The sequence below is a fragment of the Campylobacter sp. BCW_6877 genome (assembly GCF_001762445.1).
Taxonomy (GTDB): Bacteria; Campylobacterota; Campylobacteria; order Campylobacterales; family Campylobacteraceae; genus Campylobacter_D; species Campylobacter_D jejuni.
The window spans coordinates 197,016-210,433 of record NZ_MJWW01000059.1 but is presented as its reverse complement, the minus strand read 5'-3'; the positions used below and the strand labels follow the sequence as shown (position 1 = coordinate 210,433).

Genomic DNA, 13,418 nt, shown 5'->3' with positions numbered 1-13,418 from the left:
TATAGTGGTTTTTAGAAATGTGACAGATTATAATTCTAATTTCCAATTTGTTTCGCATGTGATGAGTACGGATATAAAGTCTGATTATTTAGGTAATGCTATAGTTTATGGGGTTATTACTTCTCCTGTGATTCATCATATAGGCTATATAATAATTATTCTTTTTGAAATTTTTATTACCTTAACAGCCCTAAAAGGTGCTTATGATATGTTTAAAGCTAGAAATTTAGATGCTCAAAGCTTTCTTAACGCTAAGATTTTTGGGATTATTTCCTTAACTTGTTGCTGCAGAATGGTTTGAAATGTGGATGAGTAATGTTTGGAATGGTTTGCCTGGTGCTACAAGATTGGTAACTTATATGTTTTTAGCTTTGATTTTCATCTCTCTTAAAAATGATGATTAATTTTCTATACTAGGCTCCCCAAAACAATCTTTAAGAGCCTCTTTAAGATCTTCTTGTGGGTCAAATTTTTTAGCTCCTTCTTTAAGCATATTAATAGAACTTTGAATATTGTTTTTATTTTCACTGTTTGGTAATTCTTGAGTTAAGGATTGAAGCTTATTTTCATCAATTGTTAGTGCTTTTTGCACATTAATTTTTGCATTTTCTCCAAATTTAGCTTTAAAAAGTTCTTGTATGAGTTTAAAACCTTTATTGAGCGTATCGCGATTTTGTCCTTGTGCGTTTGAGCTTATATTTAAAGTATTGCTTTCAAAACTAATAAATTTTGTGCTTTGTTTAAAGCATTCTGCAAGATCAAAATCCCTATCATAAATACTATCAAGCAAGATTTCATAAGCATTTTTTTCTATTTTTTTCTCAAGATTAGGCATGATAGGAGAAGGTGTGATCTTAGGTGTAGTATTTGTTATATTTTCTTGTTTGATTTCTTGGATTTGTGCGTCAATTTCTTTTAAATGACTTGCTTCCATCATCATAAAAGCCATAACACAAAGCGTAAAGCCATCATCATCGCAAAGCATATTTTTAGCTTTTGATAAAATACGGAAAAATCTTTCATAAATTAAAGTAGAAAATTCTGTACTTTTTGCAAAAAAACTTTCTTTTAAATAAAAAAGCATTTCATCAATCACGCTTGAAGCTTCATAGTCTTGCAATTCTTCTAAATATGCAAAAACTTTTTCTTTGTCTTTTGTTAAAATAGCCTGATAAAAGGCTTTGATTTTTTGAGGATCTAAAAAGCCTAACATATCTGTAATTTTACTAATGCTGATTTCATTTTGACAAAAAATAATGGCTTGATCAAGCAAGGTTAAAGTATCTCTTAAAGATCCATTGCCACTTCTTGCTATGAATTTTAAAGCTTCTTCTTCAAATTTAACATTTTCTTTAAGTAAAATTTTTTTAAGATGATTTAAAATTTCACTTTGTGGAATTTGTTTAAAGCGAAAATGTTGTGTTCTAGAAAGCACAGTGGCTGGAAGTTTTAAAGGATCTGTGGTTGCAAGTATAAATTTAACATAGCTTGGTGGTTCTTCTAAGGTTTTTAAAAGTGCATTTGCAGCTTGTGGGGTAAGCATATGCACTTCATCGATGATGAAAATTTTAAATCTTGCCATGGAAGGGGTGTATTTGGTTTGTTCGATTAAGGTTTGTATGTCTTCAAGTCCACGGTTGCTTGCAGCATCCATTTCTATAATGTCTATATGTTTGCCTTCAAGTGCTGCAAGACAGTGCTTGCAAGTGCCACATGGAGTATCACTTGGCCCTTGTTCGCAAACTAAAGCACGAGAAAAAATTCTAGCACTCGAAGTTTTTCCACTTCCTCTAAGTCCTGAAAAAAGATAAGCATGAGCTAAGCGATTATGATTTAGAGCGTATTTTAAACTTACGCTAACTGTTTTTTGTCCTATGAGTTCATCAAAGGTTTTTGGTCTGTATTTAATCGCTAAAGCTTGAAGCATTTTCTACTCGTTCATTATAGATAAAAGTTCTACATTATCTTTGGTTTTAAGCATTTTAGAATATAAAAATTTCAATGCCTCAACATCATCCATTTGAGAAATCGCCGAACGGATCGCCCAAATTTTTTGAAGATTTGCTACGCCTTGGAGTAATTCTTCTTTTCTTGTTCCTGATTTGATAATATTAATCGCAGGATAAATTCTTCTATCAGCAATATTTCTATCAAGAACTATTTCGCTATTTCCTGTGCCTTTAAATTCTTCAAAAATCACATCATCCATTCTTGAACCTGTGTCAATTAAAGCTGTAGCAACTATGGTTAAAGAGCCTCCATTTTCTATATTTCTAGCTGCACCAAAAAAGCGTTTTGGTTTGTGCAAAGCATTAGCATCTACCCCACCGCTTAGGACTTTTCCACTGCTTGGAGTTGCGGTGTTATAAGCACGTGCCAGTCTTGTGATACTATCAAGTAAGATGATAACATCTTTTCCTGTTTCTACCATTCTTTTGGCTTTTTCTATCACGAGTTCAGCTACACGCACATGATTATAAGCAGGTAAATCAAAAGTAGAACTAAAAACTTCGCCTTTTACACATCTTTGCATATCGGTAACTTCTTCAGGTCTTTCATCGACTAAAAGCACGATTAAATGCATTTCTGGGTGGTTTTTTGCAATAGCAGTAGCAAGTTCTTTCATAAGCTCTGTTTTACCTGTGCGTGGTGGAGCAACGATGAGTCCGCGTTGCCCTTTTCCTATAGGAGTAAAAAGATCCAAAACACGACCTGTAAGCTTCATAGCATCGTATTCGAGTTTGATTTTTTCTGTTGGAAAAATAGGGGTTAAGTTATCAAATAAAGGTCTTTCTTTGGCTTCTTGTAAAGGCAGATAATTGATCGCTTCAATTTTTAAAAGAGCGTAGTATTTTTCTTGATCTTTAGGTTCTCTAACTTGTCCTGTAACGATATCGCCTACACGCAGAGCAAATTTTCTAATTTGCGAATTTGAAACATAAGCGTCATTAACACTATCGCTAAGATTGGAGTCCATGCCTCTTAAAAAGCCATAACCTTCAGAAGAAATTTCTAAAATCCCTGTAAAAAGTATGAAACCGCCTTTTTTTGTTTGTGCTTTTAAAATTTCAAAAATAAGTTCTTGACGGCGAAATTCTCTTGGGTTTTCGATTTCACATTCATTAGCGATTTTAACTAGATTTTCTAAATCTAATAATTTTAATTCTTCGATTTTATAACCTTCCACTGGAACGTGGGTTCTTTGATGTTGTTTTTTTTCTTTTTCCATAAGTCCTCGTAAGATTTAGCAGAATAATTTTTGTAAAATGTGATTTTAGTAAAAAAGTACACTTTTTGTCAAATTTGTTTATAATTATAAAAAATATTTTTTTAAAGAATGATTATGAAATGTGAACATTGCAGACTTGATTATAAACAAGCTCAAATGATAGAGTATAAGGGTAAATTTTTTTGTTGTAAGGGTTGTGAGAGCGTTTGGGAAATTTTACATGAAAGTGGATTAGATGAGTTTTATGAAAAGCTTGGAAATCAAACTTTAAGCCCTGTAAATTTCCAAAATGAAATGAAAAATTATGATGAGTTTATTACTAAAACTAAAGAAGGATTTAGTGAAATTTATCTCATGATACACGGTATAGAATGTGCAGCTTGTGTGTGGCTTAATGAGAAAATTTTAACCAAGCAAGAAGGAATTTTAGAACTTGATATCAATCATTTAAGCCATAAAGCACGCATTGTTTTTGATGAACAAAGTATTTCTTTGGTGCAAATTTTAAGACTTATTGAAAGTATAGGCTATAAAGCGAGTGCTTATGATGCGAGCAAGGCTTCAAAAAAAGCGGATTTATTAAAAAGGGAATTTTATTCTAAGCTTGTTGTGGCTATAGCTTGTGTGATGAATATCATGTGGATAGCAGTGGCAAAATACGCAGGATTTTTTAGCGGTATGGATAAGGATACTAAGGATATTTTAAATTTTGCTGAATTTATCCTTTGTTCTCCTGTGCTTTTTTATACGGGATCTCATTTTTATAAAAGCGCTTTTAAAACTTTAAAAATGCATAGTTTAAATATGGATGTATTGGTAATTAGTGGAGCGAGTTTGGCTTATATTTATTCTTTATGGGCTATGTTTTTTAGGGTAGGGGAGGTGTATTTTGACTCTGTGGCGATGATAGTTTGCTTTGTATTTATAGGTAAATATCTTGAGATGTTTAGTAAAAAGCGTGCTTTAGATACTATAGATGGGCTTAATGATTTTTTGCAAAATGAAGTTTTGGTTTTTGATGGTAAAGAATTTGTTCCTAAAGAAGTGCAAAAGGTTTGTTTAGGGGATAGAATTTTGCTTAAAACTGGAGATAAAATTTTAATCGATGGGATCTGTAAAAGTGGTGAAATGAGTGTGGATACTTCTTCTTTAAACGGAGAAAGTATTCCAAAACTCATACAAAAAGAAGATGAAATTTTTTCAGCTTGTATAGTGCTTGATGGAAGTGTGGAGTATGAAGCAACAAAGCTTTACAAGGATTCAAAACTCAGTCAAATTATCCAGCTTTTAGAACTTGCAAGTTCTAAAAAAGCAAAACTTGAAAGTTTGGTCAATAGTCTTTCGGCTTATTTTTCTAGAACGGTTTTATTGATCGCTTTTGTTTGTTTTGCTTTTTGGTTTTTTTATAAGGAAGAGAGTTTTGAAATTTCTTTAGTCAATGCGATTGCAGTTTTGATTATCGCTTGTCCTTGTGCTTTGGCTTTAGCAACACCAGTGAGCAATCTTGTAGCTTTAGGTAGAGCTTTGAAAAAACATATTTTGTTTAAAAGTTCTAGCGTGATAGAAGATTTAAGCAAATGTGATTGCGTGGTGTTTGATAAAACGGGTATTTTAACCAAAATAGAGCTTGAACTTAAAGAGGTTTTTTTAGATGAAGCGCTTGATTTAAATGAGCTTTATAATTTTGTAAAACTTTCTAAACATCCTATCTCTCAAAATATTGCGTCGTATTTAAAGCAAAAAGGAGCTAAGAATTTAAATTTGGATTTTAAAAAGCATTCGAGCATTCAAGCTAAAGGTTTAAGTGCTGAGTTAAATGAAGGGTTGCTTTTAGGCGGAAGTTCTAAATTTTTGCAAGAAAAGGGTATTGTGGCTAAAGAATTTGATAATACACATTTTATTTTTGCTAAGGAAGGTAAAATTTTAGCTTCTTTTGAGTTTGATAGTGTTTTAAGAGAAGGTGCAAAAGAGCTTATCGCTTATCTTAAAAAAGAAAAGAAAGAATTAATGATACTAAGTGGCGATCATCAAAAAGCAGTGGAAAAAATCGCTAAAAAGTTAGAAATTCAAAATTATCAAGCTTCTTGTTTGCCAGAAGATAAAATGAAAACTATAGAAAATTTAAGCAAAAATTACAAAGTTTTATTTGTAGGTGATGGGGTAAATGATGCACTAGCTTTAAAATATGCAAGTGTTTCGATGACTTTAAGAGAAGGAAGTGATCTAGCTATAGAAAGTAGTGATGTTTTACTTTTGAAAAATGACTTGCTTTCTTTAAAAAAAGCCATCAAATTATCTAAAAATACCTTTAAAATTATCAAGCAAAATCTTGCTTTTTCTTTGTTTTATAATGCTTGTACCATACCTTTGGCTTTTTTGGGTATGATTAATCCTTTATTCGCTGCTATTTCTATGTCTTTTAGTAGTATAATAGTTATTTTAAATGCTTTAAGGATTAAAGAATGAATAGTATAATCATGATGATGATAGGGGTTTCTATCTTAGCGTTTTTTATCATTTTGGCAACTTTGCTTTGGGGGATTAAAAATAAACAATTTGATGATGATTATAAATTTACTACTTTAAATGATGATGAGGATTCTTTGCGTGATGCTATAGAATTAGAAAGGCGTAAAAAAGAAGCTTTGGATAAAAAAAGGCTTTCTTAAAAAGAAAAGCCTTTTTTAGAAATTATTTTAAAGTTTCAATATGAGCTTCGATAGCTTTAAAATCTTCTTCAGTTAAACCTTTAAGGTTAAGTTTCATGATCGCACCTTGACCATAAGCATTTCTTTTGCCTTCTGAATATTCTTTCATGTATTGAAGTCTTTCAGCAGAAGAAAGAGTTTTTAAAGCTGGAACTTTGTTTAAATAAACTTTATCTGCTTTTGCACCATGACATACTGCACATTTTTTAAAAAGTGTAGCACCATCTGCAGCAAAAGCAGAAACACCAAGACATGCCAAAGCAGAAACTACTAATAATTTTTTCATTTGTTTTCTCCTTAGTAAAAATTAGATTGCTAGGTATTATATATCTTTATTTTTATAAAAATCTTAAGAAATTAAAGATAATGTTTATTTTCTTTTTAAAAAAGCTATATTATAATGTTTTTTATGAAAACAAAAGCATTATTTTTAGATAGAGACGGTGTGATTAATATAGATAAAAAATATGTCTATAAAATAGAAGATTTTGAATTTTGTGATGGAATTTTTGAACTTTGTAGATATTTTTTAGCTAAAAAGTATTTGCTTTTTATAGCGACAAATCAATCAGGCATTGCAAGAGGATATTACAAGGAAAGTGATTTTTTTAAGCTTTGTGATTATATGCTTAAAGAATTTGCTAAACAAGATATAAAAATTGATAAAATTTATCATTGTCCGCATTTAGAAGGTTGTGAATGTCGCAAACCTAAAGCAGGAATGCTTTTAAAAGCAAAAGATGAGTTTGATTTAGATATGAAAAATTCTATTTTTATCGGAGATAATCTAAGCGATATGCAAGCAGGATTAAATGCTGATATTGGCACTTTGATTTTAGTCAATGAAGAAAAAAAAGAAGGCGATTTTTTTAAGCAATTTAAGAATTTAAAAGAAATTTTAAGCTTTTTTAAAGAAAAGGACATTTAAATGAGAATAGCAATCACAGGTGGTGCGGGATTTATAGGTTCGCAGCTAGCTTTAAACTTGCAAGAAAAACATGAAATTTTAATTATAGATAAAATGCGTAGTAGTGCGACTTTTGAAAATGGAAATTTGCAAAGTTTTGGACATTTTAAAAATTTACTTGAATTTGATGGAGAACTTTTTACAGGTGATATTAATGATGAAAAAGTTTTAAAAAAGATTGAAGATTTTAAGCCAGAGATTATTTTTCATCAAGCAGCAATTTCAGACACTACAGTTTTTGATCAAACTAAGGTTTTACAAACCAATCTAAATACTTTTAAAGATTTTATAGAACTTAGCATAGATCTTAATGCAAAGCTTATTTATGCAAGTTCAGCTTCGGTTTATGGTGATGCAAAAAGTCCACAAACTGTAGGTAAAGATGAAGAACCAAAAAATCCTTATGCTTTTTCAAAATTGATGATGGACAAGCTAGCGAAAAAATACTACGATAAAGCCCATTTAGTAGGACTTAGATATTTTAATGTTTATGGAAAAGGCGAATTTTATAAAAACAAAACCGCTTCTATGGTTTTGCAATTTGGCCATCAAATTTTAGCAGGAAAAAATCCACGCTTGTTTGAAGGAAGTGATAAAATTTATAGAGATTTTACCTATATCAAAGATGTTATTAATGCCAATTTAATCGCCCTTGATTCAAAATGTGGAGTTTATAATGTAGGCAGTGGTAAAGCAAGAACTTTTCAAGATATAGTTGATATTTTGCAAAAAGAGTTAAAGACTGATTTGCCTTGCGAATATATCCCAAATCCTTATGTAAAATCTTATCAATTCCACACTGAAGCAAAACTAGATCAAACTTGGGATTATCAGCCAAAATTCACTTTAGAAGAAGGGGTAAAAGATTATTTAGGTGAGATAAAAAGACTTTTTGAAAAGGAAGCAAATGCTTGAGTTTTTAAGTCAGCAAAAACCTAAAATTTTAATTATAGGGGATTTTATGGTGGATAATTACACTTGGTGTGATTGTTCGCGTATCAGCCCTGAAGCCCCTGTTTTGGTAGCTAAAACTCTTAAAGAAGATAAAAGATTAGGCGGGGCTGCGAATGTTTATGCAAATTTGAAAAGTTTAGGTGCTGATGTTTTTGCACTTGGTGTTGTGGGCGATGATGAGAGTGGGAAATTTTTACAAGAAAATTTAAAAGGAGAATTTTTGATCCAAAAAGGACGCAAAACCCCTTTTAAAAATCGCATTATGGCGCACAATCAGCAGGTTTTAAGACTAGATGAAGAAGATATAAGTGAAATTTTACTTGAAAATGAACTTATAGCTTTGTTTGATGAAAAGATCAAAGATTTTAAAGCTGTGGTTTTAAGCGATTATGCTAAGGGTATTTTAACGCCTAAGGTTTGCAAGGCTGTGATAGAAAAAGCAAATTTCTTAAACATCCCTGTTTTAGTTGATCCTAAAGGTAGTGATTTTAGTAAATATAGCGGTGCAACCTTACTTACACCTAATAAAAAAGAAGCTTTAGAGGCTTTGAAATTTGAAAATTTAGAGGGTGAAAATTTAGAAAAAGGGATTAAAAAATTAAAAGAAGATTTTGCTTTGCGTTATTCTATTATCACTCTTTCAGAAGCGGGGATTGCACTTTTTGATGAGAAATTAAAAATCGCACCTGCTAAAGCCTTAGAAGTTTATGATGTAACAGGGGCGGGCGATAGTGTGATCGCCGTTTTAGCTTTTTGTTTGGCAAATGGGATTGAAATTTTTAAAGCTTGTGAACTCGCTAATGAAGCAGCAGCTGTTGTGGTAAGTAAAATAGGTAGCGTGAGTGTGAGTTTTGATGAGATTAAGAGTTTTAAGCGTGTGGATTTTGAGAAAAAAATCAAAAGCAAAGAAGAACTTTTAACACTTTTAAAACAAAATGATAAAAAGATTGTTTTTACAAATGGTTGTTTTGATATAGTGCATTTTGGACATATAAAATATCTTGAGAAAGCTAAAAGATTGGGCGATGTTTTGATTGTGGGCTTAAACTCAGATGCGAGTGTGAAAAGACTCAAAGGTGAGAGTCGTCCTATAAATTCAGAGTTTCAAAGAGCTTGTATGTTGGCAGCTTTTTATTTTGTAGATTTTGTGGTGATTTTTGATGAAGATACGCCTTTAGAGCTTATAAGCTTTTTAAAACCCGATATTTTGGTTAAAGGAGCTGATTATAAAGATAAGCTTGTTGTGGGTGCGGATATCGTTTCAAGGGTTGAATTAATCGACTTTGAAGAAGGATTTAGTACGAGTAAGATCATAGAAAAGATTAAGGATAAAAAATGATAAATTTAGTGGAAAAAGAATGGCAAGAACATCAAAAAATCGTTCAAGAAAGTGAAATTTTAAAAGGACAAATCGCTAAAGTAGGTGAGCTTTTATGTGAATGTCTTAAAAAAGGTGGCAAGATTTTGATTTGCGGAAATGGTGGAAGTGCAGCTGATGCCCAACATTTTGCAGCTGAACTTAGTGGGCGTTATAAAAAAGAACGCAAGGCTTTAGCAGGTATAGCACTTACAACCGATACTTCAGCACTTAGTGCTATAGGAAATGACTATGGTTTTGAGTTTGTTTTTTTAAGACAAGTGGAAGCTTTAGGAAATGAAAATGATGTTTTAATCGGCATTTCAACGAGCGGAAAAAGCCCTAATGTTTTAGAAGCTTTTAAAAAAGCAAAAGAACTTAATATGCTTTGTTTAGGGCTTAGCGGAAAGGGTGGTGGAATGATGAATAAGCTTTGTGATTATAATCTTGTCGTACCAAGCGATGATACGGCTAGAATTCAAGAAATGCATATTTTAATCATACACACACTTTGTCAGATTATAGATGAAGGTTTTTAATTTTCAAAAATTTTGATTTTTTATATACTCTACAAATGGTGTTAAGTCAAATTCTTTAATTTTCCTTTCCATTGTATTAAGATATTTAACTATATTTTGGATATTTAAAATATGCGTATTATCTCTTATGGCATTAAGTTGCATAGAGTTCATATCAGTATTGTAATGTGCAGGATCTTTATAATTTTTTATGTTGTCAGCGTAGTCCAAATCATCAAATCCATATATTTTTACATTAGGATATCTTTGAGTTTCTTGTATAATCCAACTTAAAATAGCATAATAGTTTGAAAATAGAGCACTATCTTTATTATAATATTCCCCATAACTGAGTTTTCTATAGTTTAATCTTGAATAACTTGGTATAATAAGATAAAACTGCGTTTTTTGATATTTTTTAATAAAACTTAAGAGATATTTTTTTGTATAATTTTTAAAATGTGAAATATCTATATCAAAATTTGGTTGAAAATTTTGAGCTTGTAAAATTTCATTTTGAAAATTTTTATCATGCCACCATTCTTTACTCCAGTATTCAATACCTCCAAAGTGGTTTTTATTTTCTAAAAACCAATTTGTTAAAGTATCTAAATTATCTTTTCCTATACATTTTTCTTTTTTTGAAAAAAATATAGCACAATTAATAAAACGACTTGAGAGATATAATTTAAATAAATCAATAGTTTTATCATTGTAGAGTGAAATAAAGTTTTTGTCTTTGGGTGTTTCAAGTTCATTTAAAGCTCTAATGTCTAAAGAATAAATAATGTTTTTAATATCTTTATGTTTAAATAAATAATCTAAAATTACCGCTCTTAATGCAAATGTGCTTCCACCTAAAGATAGATTTATCCAATTACCTCCTAGTTTTTTGTTTGCTTCTTTAGCAGAGGTATTTTCAAGCATAGAAGTGCCTATTATAGCAGAATCAAAATCTTTGTACAGAATGAGTCCTCTAGCTTGCATTCTCATATCTTTCATGTAAGTTTCTTTTCTAAAATATGGTGGATGAAAGAACCAAAAAGGATCGCGAATATAAAGCAATGTAAAAAGAATTATTACGAGAGGCAAAGGACATAATAAAGAAAAAAGAATGAATTTTTTATCAGAAGTAAACAATATTTTTCCTTAAAAATTAAAATAGATAAATTCGGTATATGGTGTAGCAATAAGAGTAATTAAAGCTATATAAAATAAAAACATTATAATAAGGGAATTTTTAAAGCTCGACTTAAAATCTTGAAGCATATTAATGCTATTTTTAAAACAAATACATAGTATAAAGGAGACTAAAATAAAACCTACCATTGTATCATTTCCGCCTATTTTTTTAAATAAAAGCCCTGCTTTGAATTTTAACGGCAATTCCACCCAAACTACCCCAAACATTGATTTTAAGAGGTTTATAGCCCCTTGTAAATTTTCACTTCTAAAGAAAATCCAAGCTATATTGATAAAATTGAAAGTGATAAACCAAGATATAATTTTATAAATTTTCGAATTTAAAAAAGTTTTGCCTTTAGTCCAAAAACTATAAATTCTATGGCTTATCATAGCTATAGCGTGTAAAATTCCCCATATAACAAAACCCCATCCGGCTCCATGCCATACTCCGCTTAAAAAAGCTACGATAAAAAGATTTCGTAGATTGATAAATTTTCCAAAGCGATTTCCTCCAAGAGGGATATATAAATAATCTTTTAAAAATCTTCCTAAAGTAATATGCCATTTTCGCCAAAAATCAGCTATATTTAAAGCTTTATATGGAGAATTAAAATTTATAGGTAAAGCTATGCCGAAAAAAAGAGCTAATCCTATGGCCATATCACAATATCCACTGAAATCAAAATAGAGTTGAAAAGTATACGAAAGGCTTGTTGCCCAAGCCTCAAAAATATTTAAAAAATTTCCATTTTGCACAACTGTAAATCCTGCATTTGCCCAAGAAGCAAAACTATCAGCTATGTAAACTTTTTTAAAAAGTCCTATAGAAAATATAAACAAGCCCTTTGCTATTAATTCCCAATCGATTAAAGCTTTTTCTTTATTAAGTAAAGAATGAAATTGTGGCATCATTTCTTTATGATGGACTATAGGACCTGCGATAAGTTGCGGAAAAAAACTGATAAATAAGCAATAATCTATAAAATCAACTTTTTTATTTTCCAATAAATCCTCAATATTACTTTTTTTATAACAGTCCACTAAAAATGCAATTTGTTGAAAAGTGAAAAATGAAATTCCTAAAGGTAGTAAAATATGTGGTAAAGGAATATTAAAGTCTAAATGAGCAAGTTTGGAAAAAAGATTAAAGTTTTCCAAAAAAAAGTCTGTATATTTAAAGATTGCTAGCAAGCAAAGGTTGAAGATAATACCTAGATAAAGTAAAGTATATCCTGTCCCATTATTTTCTTTTCTTAAGATAAGGTTTGCAAGAAAAAAATTTATCAAGGTTGAAAAGGTTAAGATGAAAATATAATCAATTTTAAAATAGGCATAAAAAAATAAACTAGCTAATATTAGAAATATTTTTGCACTTGTATAATATTGCAAAGCTTTTAATACATAAAAACCTAATAAGGTTAAAGGCAGGAAAATAAAAATAAAAATAAAAGAGCTAAAAAGCATAAGCAACCCTATAAAATTTTTGCAATAAATTTTTATTCTAACTAAAATTTTTTTATGGAGTGCTTAATTTTTTAATTTCTTCTATCACCTTTTCAGGCTTTAAATCTTTCATGCATTTGTGGTGTTCTAAAGGACAGGTTTTTTGCATACAAGGCATACAAGCTAGATTTAAATGCACTAATTTTGCGTTTTCATTTTGCCAAGGTGAAGTTTGAGTAAATTTCGTAGGGCCAAAAATAGCTACGGTTTTTACCTTATAAACCGCACTTATGTGCATAGGTCCACTGTCATTTGTGATGAAAAGATCGCAAAAAGCGATATTTTGACAAAGGGTTTTGATGGTGGTTTTATTGCAAAGATTTTTTACTTTTATGTTTTGTTCTTTTAAAATTTGATAAATTTCATTACAAAGTTCTTGTTCGGCTTTTCCTGCGCCAAAGATTAAAATTTCATGACTTTGGCTGAAATTTAAAGCCACTTTAGCAAAATAATTCGCATCCCATCTTTTTGCACTTCCAAAGCTTGCACCAGGGTTGAGTCCTAGAATTTTTTTACCATTTCTTAAGATAAGAGGGTTTTGAAATTTTAGTTTAAAGGGAAGTTTTAAGTCTTTAAAATGAGCTTTTATACTAAGTGAGTTTTCTATAAAATAAAGGTATTTTAATACTTGATGTTCTTCTTTGTGCTTGTTTTTGTCAAAAAAATATCTTTGTTTTGTTTTGAGAATATGCAAGATAATCTTAGAAGAAAACGCAGATCTAAAAGCAAAGCTAAAATCGATTTTGCCAAGTTCTTTGCGTAAAGATAGGGCTTGTTTATAGCGGGATTGTTTATTTTCTATGATGATTTTAGAATTAGGAAATTCCTTAAAAAGTGCCGTGGAAACCAAAGAGCCATAAAGGATAAATTGAGCATTTTTAAAATGTTCTTTTATAACGTATAAAGCAGGTGAAGCCATTACCGCATCGCCTAGCCAAGTGGGAAGGTGTATAAAAATTTTCATAAATTTCCTAAACTTTGATAGAATTGTTTTTAT

Annotated in this window: 11 protein-coding genes and 2 pseudogenes; 7 read left to right on the top strand and 6 right to left on the bottom strand. The window is 30.4% G+C overall.

Features of this window, described 5'->3' with window-relative positions; translation table 11 throughout:
- Nucleotides 1-4 precede the first annotated feature (4 nt).
- Nucleotides 5-404 (top strand): annotated as a pseudogene (locus AJ936_RS08325) (DUF2165 family protein).
- On the opposite strand, the gene AJ936_RS08320 reads toward AJ936_RS08325, so the two are convergent.
- Entirely contained in the window at nt 401-1,927 is a 1,527-nt protein-coding gene (locus tag AJ936_RS08320; RefSeq protein ID WP_002870483.1) for a DNA polymerase III subunit gamma/tau, read from the bottom strand. The pseudogene AJ936_RS08325 and the gene AJ936_RS08320 sit on opposite strands and share 4 nt — an antisense overlap.
- A 3-nt stretch (nt 1,928-1,930) precedes the next feature.
- Nucleotides 1,931-3,229: a transcription termination factor Rho gene (rho, locus tag AJ936_RS08315; RefSeq protein WP_002853705.1), complete on the bottom strand. Its 1,299-nt coding sequence runs from the start codon at nt 3,227-3,229 to the stop codon at nt 1,931-1,933.
- Between the two features lie 108 nt (nt 3,230-3,337).
- Between rho and AJ936_RS08310 the strand changes: the two genes are divergently transcribed.
- Together AJ936_RS08310 and ccoS are read left to right on the top strand one after the other, a co-directional pair.
- Entirely contained in the window at nt 3,338-5,695 is a 2,358-nt protein-coding gene (locus AJ936_RS08310) for a heavy metal translocating P-type ATPase (protein ID WP_079861664.1), read from the top strand.
- Entirely contained in the window at nt 5,692-5,898 is a 207-nt protein-coding gene (gene ccoS, locus AJ936_RS08305; protein WP_002852798.1) for a cbb3-type cytochrome oxidase assembly protein CcoS, read from the top strand. Before AJ936_RS08310 ends, ccoS begins: the two co-directional genes overlap by 4 nt.
- 22 nt (nt 5,899-5,920) lie before the next feature.
- Here the strand turns inward: ccoS and AJ936_RS08300 are convergent, their stop codons facing one another.
- Nucleotides 5,921-6,223: a cytochrome c gene (locus tag AJ936_RS08300; protein ID WP_002870485.1), complete on the bottom strand. Its 303-nt coding sequence runs from the start codon at nt 6,221-6,223 to the stop codon at nt 5,921-5,923.
- Between the two features lie 80 nt (nt 6,224-6,303).
- Between AJ936_RS08300 and gmhB the strand changes: the two are divergent.
- From gmhB to gmhA, 4 genes and pseudogenes are all read left to right on the top strand, one after another.
- Nucleotides 6,304-6,865 (top strand): annotated as a pseudogene (gene gmhB, locus AJ936_RS08295) (D-glycero-alpha-D-manno-heptose-1,7-bisphosphate 7-phosphatase).
- Nucleotides 6,866-7,819, top strand: coding sequence for an ADP-glyceromanno-heptose 6-epimerase (gene rfaD / locus AJ936_RS08290; RefSeq protein WP_070274369.1), 954 nt, complete (start codon nt 6,866-6,868; stop codon nt 7,817-7,819). It begins immediately after the preceding pseudogene.
- Nucleotides 7,812-9,197 (top strand): D-glycero-beta-D-manno-heptose-7-phosphate kinase, encoded by a 1,386-nt coding sequence (rfaE1, locus tag AJ936_RS08285; RefSeq protein ID WP_070274367.1) that lies wholly within the window; start codon nt 7,812-7,814, stop codon nt 9,195-9,197. Before rfaD ends, rfaE1 begins: the two co-directional genes overlap by 8 nt.
- Entirely contained in the window at nt 9,194-9,754 is a 561-nt protein-coding gene (gene gmhA / locus AJ936_RS08280) for a D-sedoheptulose 7-phosphate isomerase (protein WP_070274365.1), read from the top strand. Before rfaE1 ends, gmhA begins: the two co-directional genes overlap by 4 nt.
- 3 nt (nt 9,755-9,757) lie before the next feature.
- Here gmhA and AJ936_RS08275 read toward each other — a convergent pair whose 3' ends face one another.
- Genes AJ936_RS08275 through waaF form a run of 3 tightly spaced genes read right to left on the bottom strand, consistent with a single transcriptional unit; the run spans nt 9,758 to nt 13,385 of the window.
- Nucleotides 9,758-10,873 carry a hypothetical protein gene (locus AJ936_RS08275; RefSeq protein WP_070274363.1) on the bottom strand — a complete coding sequence of 372 codons (1,116 nt, stop codon included), beginning with the start codon at nt 10,871-10,873 and terminating at the stop codon, nt 9,758-9,760.
- Nucleotides 10,874-10,882: 9 nt separating this feature from the next.
- Nucleotides 10,883-12,382, bottom strand: a complete 1,500-nt coding sequence (locus AJ936_RS08270; RefSeq protein WP_070274361.1) for an MBOAT family protein — start codon at nt 12,380-12,382, stop codon at nt 10,883-10,885.
- A 52-nt stretch (nt 12,383-12,434) separates the two neighbouring features.
- Entirely contained in the window at nt 12,435-13,385 is a 951-nt protein-coding gene (waaF, locus tag AJ936_RS08265) for a lipopolysaccharide heptosyltransferase II (protein ID WP_070274359.1), read from the bottom strand.
- Nucleotides 13,386-13,418: the final 33 nt, after the last annotated feature.

What these genes read in the sequence shown, in the direction of transcription:
- AJ936_RS08300 (WP_002870485.1), bottom strand. Translation starts at nt 6,223, where the DNA reads ATGAAAAAATTATTAGTAGTTTCTGCTTTGGCATGTCTTGGTGTTTCT.
- rfaE1 (WP_070274367.1), top strand. Translation starts at nt 7,812, where the DNA reads ATGCTTGAGTTTTTAAGTCAGCAAAAACCTAAAATTTTAATTATAGGG.
- gmhA (WP_070274365.1), top strand. Translation starts at nt 9,194, where the DNA reads ATGATAAATTTAGTGGAAAAAGAATGGCAAGAACATCAAAAAATCGTT.
- rfaD (WP_070274369.1), top strand. Translation starts at nt 6,866, where the DNA reads ATGAGAATAGCAATCACAGGTGGTGCGGGATTTATAGGTTCGCAGCTA.
- AJ936_RS08270 (WP_070274361.1), bottom strand. Translation starts at nt 12,382, where the DNA reads ATGCTTTTTAGCTCTTTTATTTTTATTTTTATTTTCCTGCCTTTAACC.
- AJ936_RS08320 (WP_002870483.1), bottom strand. Translation starts at nt 1,927, where the DNA reads ATGCTTCAAGCTTTAGCGATTAAATACAGACCAAAAACCTTTGATGAA.
- ccoS (WP_002852798.1), top strand. Translation starts at nt 5,692, where the DNA reads ATGAATAGTATAATCATGATGATGATAGGGGTTTCTATCTTAGCGTTT.
- waaF (WP_070274359.1), bottom strand. Translation starts at nt 13,385, where the DNA reads ATGAAAATTTTTATACACCTTCCCACTTGGCTAGGCGATGCGGTAATG.
- AJ936_RS08310 (WP_079861664.1), top strand. Translation starts at nt 3,338, where the DNA reads ATGATTATGAAATGTGAACATTGCAGACTTGATTATAAACAAGCTCAA.
- rho (WP_002853705.1), bottom strand. Translation starts at nt 3,229, where the DNA reads ATGGAAAAAGAAAAAAAACAACATCAAAGAACCCACGTTCCAGTGGAA.